Source organism: Dactylosporangium sp. NPDC005572, assembly GCF_040605515.1.
Lineage (GTDB): Bacteria > Actinomycetota > Actinomycetes > Mycobacteriales > Micromonosporaceae > Dactylosporangium.
Genome location: NZ_JBEXCY010000030.1, coordinates 16,601 through 34,552 on the forward strand (window position 1 = coordinate 16,601; position 17,952 = coordinate 34,552).

Genomic DNA, 17,952 nt, shown 5'->3' on the forward strand with positions numbered 1-17,952 from the left:
TCGAACATAGCGCTTGACAGTGCGGTTCTTCGGTTGCATGGTTAGTTACATGAGTAATGAACCGATGAACCAGGACGACTGATGGACGACGGGCGGCCGATCTTCCTCCAGATCGCGGAGCAGATCGAAAACTCGATCATCGACGGCAGCCTGCCCGAGGAGACCCAGGTGCCGTCGACGAACGAGCTCGCCGCCTTCCACCGCATCAACCCCGCGACCGCCGCGAAGGGCGTCAACCAGCTCGTCGACGACGGCGTGCTCTACAAGAAGCGAGGCATCGGCATGTTCGTCTCCCCCGGCGCGCAGGCCAAGCTCCGGCAACGCCGCCGGGACCAGTTCTCCGAGCAGTTCCTGCAGCCGCTGCTGGCCGAGGCCGCCAAGCTCGGCATCCACCCCTCCGAACTGAAGTCGATGATCGACCGCTACGAGGAGAACCGATGAGCACGATCGTGACGGTGAGCGGCCTGTCGAAGCGGTTCCGGGACGTGACCGCGCTCGACGACGTCAGCTTCTCCCTGCGGCGCAACGGGATCTACGGCCTGCTCGGCCGCAACGGCGCCGGCAAGACGACCCTCATGCAGATCCTGACCGGGCAGCAGTTCGCCACGCACGGCAGCGTCGAGGTCTTCGGCGCCTCGCCGGTCGAGAACCCGGCGGTGCTGCGCCAGGTCGCGTTCGTCAAGGAGAGCCAGAAGTACCCCGAGACGTACCGCGTGCGCGACGCGCTCCTGGCCGGCCGGCTGCTGTTCGCCGAGTGGGACGAGCGGTTCGCCCGGGAGCTCGTGCACGACTTCCAGCTGCCGCTGCGCCGGCCGGTGAAGAAGCTGTCCCGCGGCATGCTGTCGGCCCTGGGCGTCACCATCGGGCTGGCCTCCCGCGCGCCGCTGACCTTCTTCGACGAGCCGTACCTCGGGCTCGACGCCGTCTCGCGGCAGCTCTTCTACGACCGGCTGCTCGCCGACTACGCCGAGTTCCCGCGCACGGTCGTGCTCTCCACCCACCTCATCGACGAGGTCAGCGACCTCATCGAGCACGTGCTGCTCATCGAGCGGGGCCGGATCGTCCTCGACGAGGACGCCGAGACCCTGCGCGGCCAGGTCGTCACGCTGACCGGTCCGGCGCCGGCCGTCGACGCGCTCACCGCCAACGCCGACGAGCTGCACCGGGAGCGGCTCGGCGGCCTGACCCGCGCGACGGTGCGCGGGCAGGTCGAGGCCGGCGACGCGCGGGCCGCCGGGGTCGAACTGCAGCCGGTGTCGCTGCAGCAGCTGGTCGTCCGGATCACGAGGAAGGAAACGTCATGAGCCGAATCCTCGCCATCGCCCGCCTGCAGGCCCTCGGCCGCCGCGACGGCCTGCTGTGGCCGCTGGTCATCGCCGCCATCGCGTTCTCGGTGAACCTGCTGGTCTTCGCCGCGATCGGCGACGAGGCCCTCGACGGCACCGAACCGATCACGGGCGGGCTGGCCAGCATCTACATCGCGGCGCTCGCGTTCGGGGCGGTCGCGATCAGCCAGCAGTTCCCGTTCGCGCTCGGCATGAGCGTCACCCGCCGCGAGTTCGCGGCCGGGCTCGGGGTGTTCGTGTTCGGGCAGAGCCTGCTGTACAGCGTGATCCTGACCGTCTGCCAGGCGATCGAGAACGCCACCGACGGCTGGGGCATGCGGCTGCGGTTCTTCGGCCTCGGCTTCATCGACGAGGTCGGCGTACCCGGCCAGCTGGCCGTCTACGGCGTGCCGATGCTGGCCATGTCGCTCATCGGGGTCACGCTCGGCACGATCCACATCCACTGGAAGGTCAACGGCGTCTTCGCCACGACGGCCGGGCTGATCCTGGTGCTGGGCGGGCTGGCGGCGCTGCTCACCTGGACCCGCAGCTGGCCCGCGATCTGGCGGTGGCTGGGCGACCAGCCGGTGCTGGTGCTCTTCGGGCTGCTGCCGCTGGGACTGGCGCTTGCGCTGACGCTGGCGTCCTGGGCCACGCTGCGGCGGGCGACCGCCTGATCCGATTTTTGTCGTACACCCGTTCTAAGGTGTCGGCATGAACGGGGTGCCGCGGCTGCTTCGCCGGCTGCTTTCATGGTGTCAGGATCAGTTTTCCCGTGGTGTGGCCGGCCTCGCCGACGCGGTGGGCCTCGGCGGCGTCGGCCAGCGGGAAGACCCGGTCGACGTGGACCCGCAACCGGCCCTGCAGGACCAGGGCGGCGAGGGCCTCCAGCCCGGCCCGGTCGGGCTCGGCCAGCAGGAAGACGCCCCCGGCGTCGGTGGCGGCCTGCACGTCGACGCCGTTGAGCGCGACGAGCAGGCCCTCCGGCCCGAGCATCTTCGCCAGGTCGGGCACCTGGCCGGCGACGGTGGCGACGGCCACGTCGATGCCGGTGATGCCGCCGAGGTCGTCGGTGCGGTAGTCGAGGACCTCGTCGGCCCCGAGCGACCGGACCAGGTCGTGCTTCGGGGCCGACGCGGTGCCGATGACGTGGGCCCCGCGGGACTTGGCGATCTGCACGGCGAGATGCCCGACGCCGCCGGCCGCGGCCGGGACGAAGACCCGCTGGCCGGGCAGCACGGCGGCGGTCTCGACGAGCACCTGCCAGGCGGTGAGCCCGGCCAGCGCCAGACCGGCCGCCTCGACGTGGGTCATCCCGTCGGGCTTGCGGGCGAACTGCCGGGCCGGCCCGGTGACGAACTCGGCGTAGGCGGCCGCCTCCCGCGGGAAGCGGGTCATCCCGAAGACCTCGTCACCGACCGCGAAACGGGTCACGCCGCTGCCGGTGGCGGCGACGACGCCCGAGACCTCCCAGCCGACGGTGAACGGCGGCGCGCCGAGGACCCCGCCGGAGGTGCGCACCTTCCAGTCGACCGGGTTGACCCCGATGCCGCGCACCTCGACGAGGATCTCGGTCGGGCCGGGCACCGGCACGTCCGCCTCGACCAGCCGCAGCACCGACGCGTCGCCGAGGACGTCCTGCATGATCTTCCGCACGGGGCCAGGCTACGCCGGGACGACACTCTCCGCGGACCAGTCCCGCCACCGGTCGAGCTTGTCCGAGGCGACCGCCAGCTGGTCGGCGACCGGGCCGGGGCCGGTCGAGCCGGGCGTGACGCGGGCCGCGAGTGCCCCCGGCACGGAGAAGACCTCTCGCACCGCTGGTGTCAGGTGCGGGCTCACGGCGACCAGATCCTCATCCGACACCTCATCAAGGCCGATGTCGCGCGCCGCGCAGATCACGACCAGCTTGCCCGTGATCTCATGCGCTTCGCGGAACGGCACGCCCTGACGCACCAGCCACTCCGCGACCTCGGTCGCGAGGGTGTAGCCGACCGGGGCCTGCGCCGCCAGCCGGTCCACCCGCACGGTCATCGTGGAGATCATGCCGGCCAGCGCGGGCAGCACCAGCTCCAGCGTGTCGACGGCGTCGAAGACCGGTTCCTTGTCCTCCTGGAGGTCCCGGTCGTAGGCGAGGGCGAGGCCCTTGAGCATCGTGAGCACGCCCGTCAGATGGCCGACGAGGCGGCCCGACTTGCCGCGGGCAAGCTCGGCGATGTCCGGGTTCTTCTTCTGCGGCATGATCGACGAACCGGTCGCGAACGCGTCGTCCAGCTGCACCCAGCCGAAGGCCGGCGTCGTCCACAGGACGACCTCCTCGCCCAGCCGCGACAGGTGCACGCCCGTCAGGGCCGCCACGAACAGGAACTCGGCGACGAAGTCGCGGTCGGCGACCGCGTCGATCGAGTTCGGGGCCGCCGAGGTGAAGCCGAGCTCCCGGGCGACCTGGGCCGGGTCCAGCGGCAGCGACGAACCGGCCAGCGCACCGGCGCCGAGCGGGCTCACCGCGGTCCGCGCGTCCCAGTCACGCAGCCGGTCCAGGTCGCGTAGCAGGGCCTGCACGTGGGCGAGCAGCTGGTGGCCGAAGGCGATCGGCTGGGCCGGCTGGAGGTGGGTGAAGCCCGGCGCGGGCGTGTCGACGTGCCGGGCCGCCTGCTCCACCAGCGCGTCGGCCAGCTCGACGATCCGGGCGGCGACGCCGCGGGCGTGGTCGCGCAGGTAGAGGCGCAGGTCCGTGGCGACCTGGTCGTTGCGTGAGCGGCCGGCCCGCAGCTTCCCGCCGAGCGTGCCGAGCCGCTCCAGCAGGCCGCGCTCCAGCGCGGTGTGGACGTCCTCGTCGTCGACCGTCGGGCGGAACTCGCCGGCCGCGCACGCCGACTCGAGGTCGTCGAGCGCGGCGAGCATCCGGCCGAGCTCCTCCGCGTCGAGCAGGCCGGCGCGGGCGAGCACGCGGGCGTGGGCGCGGGAGCCGGCGATGTCGTAGGGCGCGAGCCGCCAGTCGAACTGGACACTCACCGACAGCCGGGCCAGCGCCTCGGCGGGCCCGCCGGCGAACCGGCCACCCCACAGCCGCGTCGGCGTTTCAGAGGTCACCACGAACTCCATCCTTCCACAGGGACGACGAGCGCCGATCATGGCGTGACGGTCGCGGGCCGCCTCCGGCCGATCGGCGCGAGGAACAGTCGGGCATCAGCCCAGCCGGCGGTCCCGGGCCGCGGCGAGCCGCGACGGCAGCCCCCACAGCTCGACGAAGCCGTTCGCGAGCGACGGGTCGAACGTGTCGCCCGAGTCGTAGGTCGCCAGGCCGAAGTCGTAGAGGCTGGCCTCCGAACGGCGCCCCGTCACCACGGCCCGGCCGCCGTGCAGGACCAGACGGACCTCACCCGACACGTGCCGCTGGGTCTCGTCGATGAACGCGTCGAGCGCCTCGCGCAGCGGCGAGAACCACAGGCCGTCGTAGACGAGCTCGGCCCAGCGCTGGTCGACGGTGCGCTTGAAGCGGGCGGCGTCCCGCTCGACGGTGACGTTCTCCAGCTCCTGGTGCGCGGTGATGAGCGCGATCGCGCCCGGCGCCTCGTAGACCTCGCGGCTCTTGATGCCGACGACCCGGTCCTCGACCAGGTCGAGCCGGCCGACGCCGTGCTCGCCCGCGCGGCGGTTGAGCTCCCGGATCGCCTGCAGCGGCGTCACCGTCTCACCGTCGAGCGCGACCGGCACCCCCCGGTCGAACGTGATGACCACCGGGTCGGGGTCGCGCGGCAGGCCCGGGTCCTGCGTGTAGGAGTACACCTCCTCGATCGGCGCGCTCCAGATGTCCTCCAGGAAGCCGGTCTCCACGGCCCGGCCCCACAGGTTCTGGTCGACCGACCAGGGCGCGCGGTGCGTCACGCCGAGCGGCAGGCCGTGCTCCTCGGCGTAGGCCAGGGCCTTGCCCCGGGTCCAGCCGTGGTCGCGGACCGGGGCGACCACCCGCAGCCACGGCGCCAGCGCGCCGATGCCGGCCTCGAAGCGGACCTGGTCGTTGCCCTTGCCGGTGCAGCCGTGCGCGACGTGCGTCGCGTCGTGCCGCAGCGCCGCGTCGACGAGGTGCTTGACGATGAGCGGGCGGGACAGCGCCGACACGACCGGGTAGCGGTCCATGTAGAGCGCGTTGGCCCGCAGCGCCGGCATGCAGAACCCGGCGGCGAACTCGTCCCGCGCGTCGACCACCTCGGCCGCCACCGCGCCGCAGTCCAGCGCCCGCTGCCGGACGGCGGCCAGGTCCTCGCCGCCCTGGCCCACGTCGACCGTCACCGCGACCACCTCGGCGCCGGTCTGCCGCGCGATCCAGCCGATCGCGACCGAGGTGTCGAGCCCGCCGGAGTACGCGAGCACCACCCGGTCCGTCATTTCGCGTTCCCTTCCGCCTGGTCCTCGCCCGGCTGCCCCCACGCCGTCAGCTTCGCCGCCAGCAGCTCACCGGCCGACGGCGGCCGGGCCGGGTCGGGCGCCTCACGCGCGACGACCAGGATCGTGTCGTCGCCGGCGATCGTGCCGACGATGTCGGGCAGGCCGGTGCGGTCGATCGCGCTGGCCAGGAACTGCGCCGCCCCCGGCGGGGTGCGCAGCACCACGAGGTTGCCGGAGCAGTCGACACCGGTGAGCAGCTCCCGCAGCAGCCGGACCAGCCGGGTCGGCGGCTCCTCGGCCGGGCGCAGCACACGCTCGCCGTCCTCCGGGATGAGGTACGCGCCGCGGACCTTCACCGCCCGCAGCTCCTCCAGGTCGCGCGACAGCGTGGCCTGGGTGACCTGGATGCCGTCGCCGGCCAGCAGCTCGGCCAGCTCGGTCTGCGAACGCACGGCCGAGCCCCGGATCAGCGCCGAGATGCGGTCGTGCCGGGCGGCCTTGGTGGCCGGCGCGTTCATGCTGCGCTCACGAGTGATCCAGCAGCCAGGCCAGCAGCGCCTTCTGAGCGTGCAGACGGTTCTCCGCCTCGTCCCAGACCGCGCTCTGCGGGCCGTCCAGGACGTCGTCGGTGATCTCGTCGCCGCGGTGCGCGGGCAGGCAGTGCAGCACAATCGCGCCGGGCTTGGCGTTCATCAGGAGCGCGTCGTTGACCTGGTAGGGGCGGAAGGGCGTGATCCGGTCCAGCCCGTCGGCCTCCTGCCCCATCGACGTCCACGTGTCGGTGGCCACCACGTCGGCGTCCTTCACCGCCTCGGCCGGGTCGGCGACGACCTCGACGACGCCCCGCCTGCGGGCCGCCTCCAGCACCTCCGGCGCGGGGTCGAAGCCGGCCGGGCCGGACAGCCGCACCCGCATCCCGGCGGTCACGCCGGCCAGGGCGTAGGAGTGCGCCATGTTGTTCGCGGTGTCGCCGAGGTACACGAGCGTGCGCCCCTCGGTGCCACCCAGCCGCTCCCGCACGGTCTGCAGGTCGGCGAGCAGCTGACAGGGGTGGAAGCCGTCGGTGAGGGCGTTGACCACCGGCACCGTCGCGTGCTCGGCGAGCTCGCGGACGCGCTCGTCCGAGTTGGACCGGATGACGATCGCGTCGACGTAGCGCGACAGCACCCGGGCCGCGTCGCCGATCGCCTCGCCGCGGCCGAAGTGGGTGGACACCGCGTCGACGATGATCGGGGTTCCGCCGAGCTCGGAGATGCCGGTCTCGAACGACACGCGGGTCCGCAGCGACTGCTTCTCGAAGATGACAGCGACCGACCGCGGGCCCGCCAGGGGGCGGAAGCCGAAGCGGTCGGCCTTCATCGCGGCGGCGAGGTCGAGCACCTCCCGCTGCTCGGCGGCGGTCAGGTCGTCGTCACGGAGGAGATGCCGGGGGGAACGGCGGGTCATGACGGCTGGACGGCGTCGAGGGCGGGGCCGAGGGCGGCCAGGAACGCGTCGGCCTGCTCGTCGGTGAGGATCAGCGGCGGGGCGATCCGCAGCACGTCCGGCTGGGCCGCCTGGGCGAGGAAGCCCCGGTCCCGCAGCACGGCGGCGAGCGCGCCGGCGGCCGGGCCGCGCAGCGTGATGCCGAGCAGCAGGCCCGCGCCCCGCACCCCGGTGACGAGCGGGTGGCCGAGCGCCTCGACGCCGCGGCGGATCCGCTCGCTGAGCTGCTTGACGTGGTCGAGCAGGTCCTCCGACTCGATCGTGTCGATAACGGCGAGGCCGGCCGCGCAGCAGACCGGGTTGCCGCCGAACGTGGAGGCGTGCATGCCCGGGCCGAGCAGGGTCGCGGCGTCGTCGAAGGCGAGCATCGCGCCCAGCGGCAGCCCGCCGCCCAGGCCCTTCGCGAGCGTCACCACGTCGGGGCGCACGCCCTCGGCCTGGTGCGCGAACCAGTACCCGGTGCGGCCGGTGCCGGTCTGCACCTCGTCGAGCGCGAGCAGCGCGCCGTGGCGGGCGGTGATCTCGCGGGCCGCGGTGAGGTACCCGGCCGGCGGGACGACGACGCCCGACTCCCCCTGGATGGGCTCCAGCAGCACCATCGCGGTCCCGCCGTCGACGGCGGCCTCGAGCGCGGCCACGTCGCCGTACGGGACGTGGACCACCTCGCCCGGCAGCGGGCGGAACGGTTCGGCCTTGGCCGGCTGGCCGGTCAGGGCGAGGGCGCCCATCGTCCGGCCGTGGAAACCGGCCTGGGCCGCGACGACCTTGGTGCGGCCGGTGCGCCGGGACAGCTTGAACGCCGCCTCGTTCGCCTCCGCGCCCGAGTTGCAGAAGAAGACCGCGCCCTTGCGGCCGGCCAGCGACAGCAGCTTCTCGGCGAGCGCCACCGGCGGCGGCGACGCGTACAGGTTCGAGACATGACCCAGCGTCGAGATCTGCTGCGTCACCGCGGCCACGACGGCCGGGTGGGCGTGGCCGAGCAGGTTGACCGCGATACCGCCGAGCAGGTCCAGGTAGGACCGGCCGGACTCGTCGACGACCACCGCGCCCGCACCGCGCACCAGGCCCAGCTGCGGTGCGCCGTAGGTGTTCATCACCGACGTCTCGAACCGCTCAACGAGGCTCATGAGCTCACTACCATGGTCCCGAAACCCTCCGACGTGAAGACTTCCAGCAGTAACGAATGCGGCACCCGGCCGTCGACCACATGGGCGGCGGGGACTCCGCCCTTGACCGCCCGCAGGCAGGCCTCCATCTTCGGCACCATCCCGGCCTCCAGCGTCGGCAGCAGGTCCGCCAGCTGGTCGGTGGTCAGTTGCGAGATGAGCGATTCGGGGTCCGGATACCGCGCGTACAGGCCCTCGACGTCGGTAAGGACGACGAGCTTGCGCGCCTTGAGCGCCACGGCCAGCGCGCCCGCGGCCGTGTCGGCGTTGAGGTTGTGCAGCACTCCGTCGGCGTCGGGCGCGACCGTCGACACCACCGGGATCCGGCCGGCCGCGATGAGGTCCGCGACCGCGCCGACGTTCACGTGCTCGACGTCGCCGACCTGGCCGATGTCGACCGGGGCGCCGTCGACGATGGCCGGGCGGCGCACCGCGGTGAACAGCCCCGCGTCCTCGCCCGACATGCCGACCGCGTGCGGGCCGTGCTCGTTGATGAGCCCGACGAGCTCCCGCCCGACCTGCCCGACGAGCACCATCCGCACCACGTCGGCGGTCTCCGGCGTCGTGACGCGCAGGCCGCCCTTGAACTCGCTCGCGATGCCGAGCCGCTTGAGCATGGCCGAGATCTGCGGGCCGCCGCCGTGCACCACGACGGGCTTGATGCCCACGTGCCGCAGGAAGACCATGTCGGCCGCGAAGGCGCGCTTGAGCTCGTTGTCGATCATGGCGTTGCCGCCGTACTTCACCACGATCGTCGATCCCGAGAAGCGCTCCAGCCACGGCAGGGCCTCAATGAGCGTGTTCGCCTTGCCCAGCGCGATACCGAGGTCACGCACCCGCGCGCTCACGAGCTGTAGGCCGAGTTCTCGTGGACGTAGCCCATCGACAGGTCGTTGGTCCACACCGTCGCCTCCGCCTCCCCCGCGTGCAGGTCGACCGACACGGTCACGGAGCGGTCGGCGAGGTCCACCTTGGCCCGGTCCTCCCCCGCGGCGCCGCCCTTGCAGATCCACACGCCGTTGATCGCGACGTCGACCTCGTCCGGCTCGAACGCGGCCGCCGTCGTGCCGATCGCGGCCAGGATGCGGCCCCAGTTCGGGTCGTTGCCGAAGAACGCCGTCTTCACCAGGTTGTTGCGGGCGATCGACCGGCCGACCTCGACAGCGTCGTCCTCGCTCGCCGCGCCGGTGACCTCGATCGCGATCTCCTTCGTGGCGCCCTCCGCGTCGGCGACGAGCTGCAGCGCCAGGTCCCGGCAGACCGCGGTGACCGCCGCGGTCAGCTCCTCCGGCGTCGGCTCGATGCCCGACGCGCCGCTCGCCATGAGCAGCACCGTGTCGTTCGTCGACATGCAGCCGTCGGAGTCCACCCGGTCGAAGCTCTGCCGGGTCGCGGCCCGCAGCGCGCCGTCGAGCGTCGACGCGTCGGCGACCGCGTCGGTCGTCACCACGACGAGCATCGTCGCCAGGCCCGGCGCCAGCATGCCGGCGCCCTTCGCCATGCCGCCGACCGTGAAGCCCTGCCCACTGTGGACCGCGGTCTTCGAGACGGTGTCGGTCGTCATGATGGCCTTGGCCGCGGCCGCCCCGCCGTCGCGGGACAGCCCGCGGGCCGCCGCGTCGACGCCGGACAGCAGCTTCGCCATCGGCAGCCGCTCGCCGATCAGGCCGGTCGAGCACACCGCCACGTCGCCGGCGCCGACCGGGAAGCGCGACGCCCGCCCGGACAGCACGGCCGCCGTGTGCTCGGCGGTGGCGTGCGTGTCCTGGAAGCCGGCCGGCCCGGTGCAGGCGTTGGCGCCGCCCGAGTTGAGCACGACCGCCCGCACGATCCCGGCCCGCAGCACCTGCTGGCTCCACAGGACCGGCGCGGCCTTGATCCGGTTGCCGGTGAACACCGCCGCCGCGGTGGTGTCGGGCCCGTCGTTGACCACCAGGGCCACGTCGAGGGCGTTGCTCGCCTTGATCCCGGCGGCGACGCCGGCCGCCCGGAAGCCCTTCGGTGCCGTCACGCTCACGGTGCCACTCCGTCCACGGCGAGGCCTGCGGTCTCGGGCAGGCCCAGCATCAGGTTCGCGTTCTGGACGGCCTGCGCGGCCGCCCCCTTGCCCAGGTTGTCGATGGCGGACACGACGACGATCCGGCCGCTGTCGACGTCGATCGTCGCCTGCAGGTGCGCCGAGTTCGAGCCGAACGTGGCGCTGGTGTGCGGCCACTCGCCGGCCGGCAGCACGTGCACGAACGGCTCGTCGGCGTACGCGGCCCGCAGCACCTCGGCCGGGTCGGCGTCGCCGGCCGGCCGCGCGGTGACCGTCGCCAGGATGCCCCGCGGCATCGGCGCCAGCACCGGCGTGAACGACAGCGTCCGCGCGCCGGTCGCCTGCTTGATCTCGGGGACGTGCTGGTGGGCGCCGACCTTGTACGGCGACAGCGAGCCCATCACCTCGGAGGCGAGGAGGTGCTGCTTGGCCGCCCGGCCCGCGCCGGTCGTGCCGGACGCGGCCACGACGACGACGTCCTCGGGGTCCGCGACGCCGGCCGCGATGAGCGGCGCCAGCGCGAGCGTCGTGCTCACGGCGTAGCACCCGGTGCTGGCGACCCGGCTCGCGGCCGCGATCAGCTCCCGCTGCCCGGGCAGCTCCGGAAGGCCGTACGTCCAGGTGCCGGCGTGTTCGCCGGGGTAGTATCGCGACCAGGCCGCGGCATCCCGCAGCCGGAAGTCGGCACCGAGGTCGACGACCTTCACCGACTCGGGCAGCTGCGCCGCGATGGCCGCCGACTGCCCGTGCGGCAGCGCGAGGAAGACGAGGTCGAGGTCGGCGAGTGCGGCCGGCTCGGTCCTGGCCAGTACGACGTCGCGGAACGATCGCACGTGCGGATGGACGCTCCCGATCGTGGACCCGGCCTGTGCATGCCCGGTGGCCACCGCCAGCTCCAGATTCGGGTGCCCGGCGACGATGCGCAGCAGCTCACCGCCCGCGTACCCGGACGCACCCACCACAGCGACACGTATTCCCATGCGGTCGACTGTATCTCTATGCATCCGCACGTTTCAAGGAGATTGCGGCCAGGGTCACCCCGGCCGACCGGGATCTCACCCACCCCAGGCGAACCACTCACCCCTGCGAGCCCCCACGAGGCCCCGGCGAGGCCCCCACGAGGCCCCGGCGAGGGCGACGAGGCTCACCCCTCGACCCGCGAAGCTTCCTAGGAACCTAGTCTGTGTCGGCAGGCAAACGGACCGGAGCGCCCCGCACCGGACGGGGCGCGGCTACTCCGGGTCGAGGAAGCGCGCCAGCTGGGAGCGGTTGCGGACGTTCAGGCGGCGGTACAGGCGGGTCAGGTTCGCCTCGACGGCCTTGATCGAGAGGAACAGGGCGCGGGCGATCTCGCGGTTCGTGGCGCCCGCGCGGACCAGCTCCACGATGCGGCGCTCCGTCTCCGAGAGACCGGCGCCGCGGCCGCCGTCCAGGCGGGCCAGGTCGGCGGAGGCCACCTCGCGCCACGGGTCGGCCTCCGCCAGCGCGTAGCGGCGGACCGCCTCCGACAGCGCGGCCCGCGCGGCGCCCCGCCGGTGGGCCCGGCGCTCCAGGCCGCCCAGCGTGTAGTAGGCGCGGGCGACCTCCAGGGGGTACGGGTGGTCCTGCCACTCCTCGATCGCCCGGTGCAACGCCTCGGCGCCCTCGCGGGCCTCGCCCGTCGCGGCGGTGAGGACGGCGCGGGCGCGGGCCAGGCCCAGGAACACCACCCGGCGGTCCAGGTGGCGGGCGTGCTTCTCGACCTCCTCGAGGACCTCGGCGGCCTCGGCCCGCGCGCCCGCGCCGACCAGCGCCTCGATGAAGTCGGCGTGCCAGGGCAGGATGCCCGGGTCGAGGCGGCCCAGGCGGGTGTCGAGCGCGTAGGCCTCGCGCATCGCCTCGGCGGCGGCCACCGGGTCGCCGCGCAGGACGTGGACCAGGCCGCTCGTCGCGTACGCGAGCTTGATCCAGTCCTCGTCGCCGGCGGCCAGGCAGGCGACCAGGCCGCGCTCGGCGTAGCCGGCGGCGGCCGTGGCCGTGCCGCCGACGCTCTCGACGAGGGCCGCGACCAGGTAGCCGGGGCCGGGCGTGGTCTCGACGTCCACGTACAGGCGGACGCAGTCGCGACCTGCGGTCAGGGCGTCGGCGCAGCGGCCGGCGCGCCAGTAGATGCCGGCGACCGAGACGAGCACGGTGGCCAGGTCGCGGACGGTGCCGGCCCGCTCGACGGCGATGCGCAGGGCCTCGATGCGGCGCACGGCCTCGGCGGTCTCGCCCTTGAACAGGCGGCTCATCGCGGCCACCTGCCGGGCCGCGACGGTGGCCGGGGTGAGGGACAGGCCGCGGGCCAGCTTGCCGGCCCGTTCGAGGTACTCGTCGCCCTCGGTGCCGAGCAGGATGTTGCCGCGCCAGCTCAGCACCTCGACCAGGCGCTCCATGTCGCCGCACTGCTCGGCGGCCTCCTCGGCCCGCTTGAGCTCGGCGAGCGCGGCCTCGCTGTCGCCGTCGTAGTAGGCCTTGACGCCCTTGTACAGCCGCACGTGGGCGAGCAGGTCCGGGGTCTCGACGGCCTCGACGAACGCGGCGTCGAGCAGCGGGCCGGAGTTCGAGTGGTCCTCGCCGGACATCTCGACCAGCAGCAGCCGGGCGCCGACGCGGGTGCGGCGGTCGGCGGCGTCGCGCAGCGCGGCCGACGCGTGGCGGCGGGCGTCGACCGGGGAGCCGGCGGCGTAGGCGTACTGCGCCGCGCTCAGCCGGCGGACCGCGGCCACGCCTGGCGTGTCACGCGGGGTGCGCTCGGCGGCGAGGGCGGCCAGGTCGGCGGCCATCGCCGGGGCGCCGCGCAGGCGGGCGGCGGACGCGGCGTCGGCGAGGCACTCGGCGAGCGCCTCGTCGGGCTCGGGGCGGGCCGCGGCCAGGTGCCGGGCCCGGTCGACCGGGTCGGAGACGGTCTCGGCGAGCCGCTCGTGGGTCTCCCGCCGCGCGGGCACCGTGGCGTCGGCGTAGACCATCTCGCGCAGCAGCGGATGGCTGAACCTGATCGCCGTGTCCGGCTCGACCTGCAGTACACCGGCCGCCACCGCCGCCTCCAGGTTCGCCTCGGCGAGGCCGCACCGCTCCAGCAGGGCGAGGCTCGGGCGGGCCGCCGCGGCGACCGTGAGCAGCACCGGCCAGTCCTCGGCCGGCAGCGTGGCCAGGCGCGCCGCGAGCAGCTCGCGGAGGCGCTCCGGGACGGGGAGCGGGTCGGTCGCCGGGTACGGCGAGTTGCCCAGCGCCCGGCCCAGCTCGACGGCGTACAGCGGGTTGCCGGCGCTGGCGTCGTAGATGCGCTGGACGTGCGCCCGCCCGGCCTCGGCGCCGTAGCGGGCCCGCAGCAGGTCGGCGATGTCGCTCTGCGGCAGCGGCGGCACCGGCAGCGTGATGCTCGGCGGCGGGCACAGGTCCAGCCGCGTCGGGGCGCCGCCGTCGGGCAGCCGCTCGGCGGCGAGGACGCGCACCGGCACGTCGCCGAGGCGCCGCGCGACGAACCGCAGCACGCCGGCGCTGGGCTCGTCGATCCACTGGACGTCGTCGAGCACGAGCAGGACGGGCCGGTTGGCGGCCAGGCCGCGGAACAGCTCCAGCACCGCCAGCCGCACCGCGAGCTGGTCGTGCGGGGTGGCCGGCAGGGCGCTGCGCAGCAGGGCGCCGTCGAGCGCCGCGCGCAGATGGGGCGGCAGGTGCTCGGCCGCGTCGGGCGCGCCGTCGAAGAGGTCGACCAGCGCGAGGTACGGCAGGTCCGCCTCGGCCTCGGCGGCCGCCGCGCGCAGGACCAGCGCCTCGGTCTCGCCGGCCGCGAGCGCACCGAGGATTGTCGACTTGCCGATGCCCGCGGGCCCGCAGACCACCACGCTGCCGCCGCCCGCGAGCCGCTCCCGGGCGTGGGCCAGCAGGTCCGCGCGGCCGATCGGCGCGGCCGCACCGTTGCTCACCACGACCGTCTCACCACGACGCCGAGTCTCTAACGAACGCTTCCTCACCGCAACGGCTGACGAACGTCACCCGGCCGTCCGATGACAGCGGGGCGACGAGCGGTCAGCGAAAACGATCGCATGGGAGGACGGCCTGCCGGCCGATCTCCGGCCACTGCACGATGTGGACGGTTACCCAGGTCAATCCGGGCGCAGCACGGCATTCCGCCCGTGTCGCCGCCACCGCCGGGCCCCGCTCCGGGATGCCGTCGCGCGGGCCCGGGAGCCGCAGGTTCGCCGCGCACACCACGCACAGGAGTGTCGCGAACACGACAAGTGGCGTTCTGCCGGTTTCCGCATCTGTCGGCAAGTCCGCCACGCGGAGAACGACAAGCGCCCCGCCACGGGTCGTGGCGGGGCGCCGCTTGGCAACGCTGCTTGGATCGGGTCCAGAGCCGACAGGCCCCGACCAGAATCAGCTAGAGACGGCCTTCCTTGACCGCCTCGGTCACCCACGGGATGACCTCGTCGAGCATCTCGTCGAGCGACGTGGTCGCCTCGTAGCCCAGGACCGCCTTGGCCTTCGACACGTCCGGGACGCGCTTCTGCACGTCGTACTCGTACGGGTCGTCGGACACGACGCTGAACGGCACGTCCGGGCCCTTGATCTTGCGCCAGATCACCTCGGCGAGCTCGAGCACGTTGGTCGACTCGGCAGTGGAGATGTTGAAGTCCTCGTTGAAGGCCTTCTCGTGCTCCATCGCGGCGATGATGCCCTTGGCGAGGTCGCCGCCGTAGGTGTAGTGGCGGACCTGCTCGCCGGAGCCCAGGATGTGCAGCGGGTCCTGGCCCTTGACGATCTTCTGCACCAGGTCGGGCACGACGTGGGACATCGCCAGCTTGACGTTGCCGGAGAGCACCTCGACCTCGCCCAGCGCGCGGCCCTCGCCGACGCCGACGCAGTTGAACGGCCGCACGATCGTGTAGGGCAGCTTGTACTGGTCCCAGGCCGCCTTCGCGTAGTACTCGACGGCGAGCTTCTGGAAGCCGTAGGAGGACAGCGGCGGCGCGACCGTGCGCTCGTCGCCCTCCTTCGAGGGCCAGTGCGTGGTCGACTCGAACACCATCGAGGACGACAGGTACGTCATCTTCTTCAGGGTGCCGGACTGGTGCGCCTTGATCGCCGCGTCGCAGGACGAGGCCATGATCCGCTCGTTGGTGGCGAGCAGGTCGTAGGCGTAGGCGTGGAAGTAGGAGATGCCGCCGATCATCGCCGCGCCGGCGATGAAGTGGTCGCAACCGTCCAGCAGCTCGGTGACGAGGTCGACGTCACGCGCGTCGCCCTCGACGAAGCGGTAGTCGGGGTGGGAGTCGTAGCTCCGGGTGACCGGACCGTACTTCGAGTAGTTGTCCAGGCCGACCACCTGGTAGCCGCGGGACAGCAGCTCCTCGACGACGTATCCACCGATGAAGCCGGCCGAGCCGGTGACCAGGACCTTTGCCACAAACGCTCCTTCTAGCTCTGGACTGTCTGATTCTCGGACAAGTTGGCGCGTGCCGTCTGGGCGTCCGACCGGGCCGCCGAGGACGCGGGCCGCTTGGCCAGCTGCTCCATCGTGAGGCGGCGGCCGAAGGCGAAACGGAACCACTTCAGGTAGCTCGGCATGAACCGGCCGATGTCGAACCGGGACTCGCCGAGCTGGCGGTCGAGCCAGATCGTCGGGATCTCGGCGACCGGCAGGCGCAGCCGGGTGGCCTTCGCGGTGAGCTCGATGCCGATCTCGAAGCCGGTCTTCGACTCGATGCCGACCTGCCGGACGAAGTTCGTGGAGTAGGCCTTGAAGCTGTTCGTCGCGTCACGCGTGCCGACCCGGGCGAACATGTGCAGCGTGCGCCCGGCGGAGCGGGACAGCAGCCGCTTGAAGCGCGGGCCGCCGACCTGCTGCCCGCCCGGCATGTACCGCGAGGCCGCGGCGACGACGACACCGCGGTCGACGAGCCGGGCCAGGTCCTCGATCTGGCGCGGGTCGTCGGACCCGTCGGCCATGGTGACCACGGCGACGGGCGCCCGGGCGACGTCGATGCCGAAGCGGATCGCGTTGGCCGGGCCGCGGCCGTAGGTGTTGAGCACCGGGCGGACCCGCGGGTCGCGGGCCTGCACCTCCAGCGCGAACGGGACCGTCGTGTCCTCGGGCATGTCGTGCACCACGAGGACCTCGGCCGGCATCATGACCGCGCGCAGGATGCGCTCCAGGCACGGGACGATCGCGTCGCCCTCGTTGTACACCGGAATGACCACAGAGATCTGCGGCGTCAGGGTCATGCCGCCTCCGCTTCGCTCCGTCGGCACGCCTGCACACTGAGCCGATGATGAGCGGCCCCTCCGCTGCGCTCCGGACCGCTCATATGCGCACGCCCTTGTTGGTCACACCCCACATGTCCGCGACCGGGATGTCGGTCTGCAGGTCACGGTACTCCGGGTGCGGGGCGGCCACGATGAGCAGGTCGGCCCGCTGGAGCACCTCGTCGAGCGGGACGAACCGGTCGTCCTTCACGTACGGGTCGGTGCAGAGCGTCTCCTTGGCCCGCAGCATGACGACCTTGCGCAGCTTGTAGGCCAGGGACTCGCGGATGTCGTCGCTGCCGCCCTTGAACGCCATGCCCAGGATGCCGATCGTCATCTCCGACAGGTCGAAGCGCTCCTGCAGCTTCGACACCACGTAGAGCGGCAGGCCCTCGTTGATGAGCATCGCGCTGTGGCCCAGCACGAAGTTGTTGTTGTTGAACGCCGCGAGCTGCATCGTGTCCTTGAGCAGGCACGGGCCGGCGGCGAAGCCGGCGCCGGGCATGTCGGCGGCGCGCGGGTACTCGAACCGGATCGCGTGGCGGATCCGCTCGAAGTCGAGGCCGAAGTCGTTGGACATCATCCAGAACTGGTTCGCGGCCGCGAACTTGATGTACCGCCAGGTGTTGGTGAAGAGCTTGGCGAGCTCCGCCTCCTCCGGCTCCAGCACGACGATCTGGCTCGCGAGGTTGCGGAACAGCTTCTCGGCCCGCTGGGTCGCCTCGGGGGTGCGGGCGGCGACGATCTGGGGCAGCTCGAACAGCTCGGTCATGGCCTTGCCCTCGGCGATGCGCTCCGGGCAGAACGCGACGTCGGCGTTGACCCCGAGCCGCTTGAGCAGCTTCTCGGTCAGCGCGGTGACGCCCGGGTGAACGGTGCTGCGCAGGACGATGAGCTGTCCGTCACGCAGGAAGTCCGCGCAGCGCTCGATCGCCGCCGGCACCGCCGCGATGTTCGGGTTGAGGTGCTCGTCGACCGGTGTGCCCACGATCACGATGAGGTGCTCGGCCGTCGCGACGCTCGCCGGGTCGGTGGTCGCCTTGAGGCGGCCCTCCGCGACCGAGCCGGCCAGCGGCGCCGCCGCGCCCTCCTCGTCGAAGGGCAGCCGGCCCTCGTTGACCACGGCGACCGCGGCCGCGTTGATGTCGTACAGCGTCACCTGCAGTCCGCGGGAGGCGAGAGCGATGCCCAGGGGCAGCCCCACCCGGCCACACCCGCCGATCACCACGACGTCGGTGGTGAACCCCGCCGATGCACTCACTTCTGACACGCGCTG

At 72.9% G+C, this 17,952-nt stretch carries 16 protein-coding genes; 3 read left to right on the top strand and 13 right to left on the bottom strand.

Annotation, left to right across the window (positions count from 1 at the left end; genetic code table 11):
- The first annotated feature begins 81 nt into the window (after positions 1 to 81).
- From ABZS66_RS17465 to ABZS66_RS17475, 3 genes are read left to right on the top strand one after another with little or no spacing between them, the layout of a single operon-like run.
- Complete coding sequence (locus ABZS66_RS17465; RefSeq protein WP_354758685.1) at positions 82 to 441, top strand: GntR family transcriptional regulator; 360 nt, start codon at positions 82 to 84, stop codon at positions 439 to 441.
- Entirely contained in the window at positions 438 to 1,304 is an 867-nt protein-coding gene (locus tag ABZS66_RS17470; protein ID WP_354758687.1) for an ABC transporter ATP-binding protein, read from the top strand. The genes ABZS66_RS17465 and ABZS66_RS17470 overlap by 4 nt, the downstream gene beginning before the upstream one ends.
- Positions 1,301 to 2,002, top strand: coding sequence for an ABC transporter permease (locus ABZS66_RS17475; RefSeq protein ID WP_354758689.1), 702 nt, complete (start codon positions 1,301 to 1,303; stop codon positions 2,000 to 2,002). Before ABZS66_RS17470 ends, ABZS66_RS17475 begins: the two co-directional genes overlap by 4 nt.
- Before the next feature lie 73 nt (positions 2,003 to 2,075).
- On the opposite strand, the gene ABZS66_RS17480 is transcribed toward ABZS66_RS17475, so the two are convergent.
- The 13 genes from ABZS66_RS17480 to ABZS66_RS17540 all read right to left on the bottom strand — a co-directional run bounded on the left by ABZS66_RS17480 (position 2,076) and on the right by ABZS66_RS17540 (position 17,937).
- The gene (locus ABZS66_RS17480; RefSeq protein WP_354758691.1) at positions 2,076 to 2,981 is read right to left on the bottom strand and encodes an NADP-dependent oxidoreductase; all 906 of its coding nucleotides are present in this window, start codon (positions 2,979 to 2,981) and stop codon (positions 2,076 to 2,078) included.
- A gap of 9 nt (positions 2,982 to 2,990) precedes the next feature.
- Entirely contained in the window at positions 2,991 to 4,430 is a 1,440-nt protein-coding gene (gene argH / locus ABZS66_RS17485; protein WP_354758693.1) for an argininosuccinate lyase, read from the bottom strand.
- Positions 4,431 to 4,514: 84 nt separating this feature from the next.
- The gene (locus tag ABZS66_RS17490; RefSeq protein WP_354758695.1) at positions 4,515 to 5,714 is read right to left on the bottom strand and encodes an argininosuccinate synthase; all 1,200 of its coding nucleotides are present in this window, start codon (positions 5,712 to 5,714) and stop codon (positions 4,515 to 4,517) included.
- Complete coding sequence (gene argR, locus ABZS66_RS17495) at positions 5,711 to 6,232, bottom strand: arginine repressor (protein WP_354758697.1); 522 nt, start codon at positions 6,230 to 6,232, stop codon at positions 5,711 to 5,713. The genes ABZS66_RS17490 and argR overlap by 4 nt, the downstream gene beginning before the upstream one ends.
- A gap of 7 nt (positions 6,233 to 6,239) precedes the next feature.
- Positions 6,240 to 7,160, bottom strand: a complete 921-nt coding sequence (gene argF / locus ABZS66_RS17500) for an ornithine carbamoyltransferase (RefSeq protein ID WP_354758699.1) — start codon at positions 7,158 to 7,160, stop codon at positions 6,240 to 6,242.
- Entirely contained in the window at positions 7,157 to 8,326 is a 1,170-nt protein-coding gene (locus ABZS66_RS17505; protein ID WP_354758701.1) for an acetylornithine transaminase, read from the bottom strand. Before ABZS66_RS17505 ends, argF begins: the two co-directional genes overlap by 4 nt.
- A complete protein-coding gene (argB, locus tag ABZS66_RS17510) occupies positions 8,323 to 9,213 on the bottom strand; it encodes an acetylglutamate kinase (protein ID WP_354758703.1) in 891 nt (296 codons plus the stop codon). Before argB ends, ABZS66_RS17505 begins: the two co-directional genes overlap by 4 nt.
- Positions 9,210 to 10,382, bottom strand: a complete 1,173-nt coding sequence (gene argJ / locus ABZS66_RS17515) for a bifunctional glutamate N-acetyltransferase/amino-acid acetyltransferase ArgJ (protein ID WP_354758705.1) — start codon at positions 10,380 to 10,382, stop codon at positions 9,210 to 9,212. The genes argB and argJ overlap by 4 nt, the downstream gene beginning before the upstream one ends.
- Complete coding sequence (argC, locus tag ABZS66_RS17520; protein ID WP_354758707.1) at positions 10,379 to 11,383, bottom strand: N-acetyl-gamma-glutamyl-phosphate reductase; 1,005 nt, start codon at positions 11,381 to 11,383, stop codon at positions 10,379 to 10,381. The genes argJ and argC overlap by 4 nt, the downstream gene beginning before the upstream one ends.
- 252 nt (positions 11,384 to 11,635) lie before the next feature.
- Entirely contained in the window at positions 11,636 to 14,353 is a 2,718-nt protein-coding gene (locus tag ABZS66_RS17525; protein WP_354758709.1) for an AAA family ATPase, read from the bottom strand.
- A 458-nt stretch (positions 14,354 to 14,811) separates the two neighbouring features.
- Entirely contained in the window at positions 14,812 to 15,837 is a 1,026-nt protein-coding gene (locus ABZS66_RS17530; protein ID WP_354758711.1) for an NAD-dependent epimerase/dehydratase family protein, read from the bottom strand.
- An 11-nt stretch (positions 15,838 to 15,848) separates the two neighbouring features.
- Complete coding sequence (locus tag ABZS66_RS17535; protein ID WP_354758713.1) at positions 15,849 to 16,655, bottom strand: glycosyltransferase family 2 protein; 807 nt, start codon at positions 16,653 to 16,655, stop codon at positions 15,849 to 15,851.
- 79 nt (positions 16,656 to 16,734) lie between these two features.
- A complete protein-coding gene (locus ABZS66_RS17540) occupies positions 16,735 to 17,937 on the bottom strand; it encodes a nucleotide sugar dehydrogenase (RefSeq protein ID WP_354758715.1) in 1,203 nt (400 codons plus the stop codon).
- Between the last annotated feature and the right edge of the window lie 15 nt (positions 17,938 to 17,952).

Coding starts and splice junctions, on each gene's coding strand:
- ABZS66_RS17465 (WP_354758685.1), top strand. CDS start 82: ATGGACGACGGGCGGCCGATCTTCCTCCAGATCGCGGAGCAGATCGAA.
- ABZS66_RS17475 (WP_354758689.1), top strand. CDS start 1,301: ATGAGCCGAATCCTCGCCATCGCCCGCCTGCAGGCCCTCGGCCGCCGC.
- ABZS66_RS17470 (WP_354758687.1), top strand. CDS start 438: ATGAGCACGATCGTGACGGTGAGCGGCCTGTCGAAGCGGTTCCGGGAC.
- ABZS66_RS17535 (WP_354758713.1), bottom strand. CDS start 16,655: ATGACCCTGACGCCGCAGATCTCTGTGGTCATTCCGGTGTACAACGAG.
- ABZS66_RS17490 (WP_354758695.1), bottom strand. CDS start 5,714: ATGACGGACCGGGTGGTGCTCGCGTACTCCGGCGGGCTCGACACCTCG.
- argR (WP_354758697.1), bottom strand. CDS start 6,232: ATGAACGCGCCGGCCACCAAGGCCGCCCGGCACGACCGCATCTCGGCG.
- argC (WP_354758707.1), bottom strand. CDS start 11,383: ATGGGAATACGTGTCGCTGTGGTGGGTGCGTCCGGGTACGCGGGCGGT.
- argF (WP_354758699.1), bottom strand. CDS start 7,160: ATGACCCGCCGTTCCCCCCGGCATCTCCTCCGTGACGACGACCTGACC.
- ABZS66_RS17505 (WP_354758701.1), bottom strand. CDS start 8,326: ATGAGCCTCGTTGAGCGGTTCGAGACGTCGGTGATGAACACCTACGGC.
- argH (WP_354758693.1), bottom strand. CDS start 4,430: ATGGAGTTCGTGGTGACCTCTGAAACGCCGACGCGGCTGTGGGGTGGC.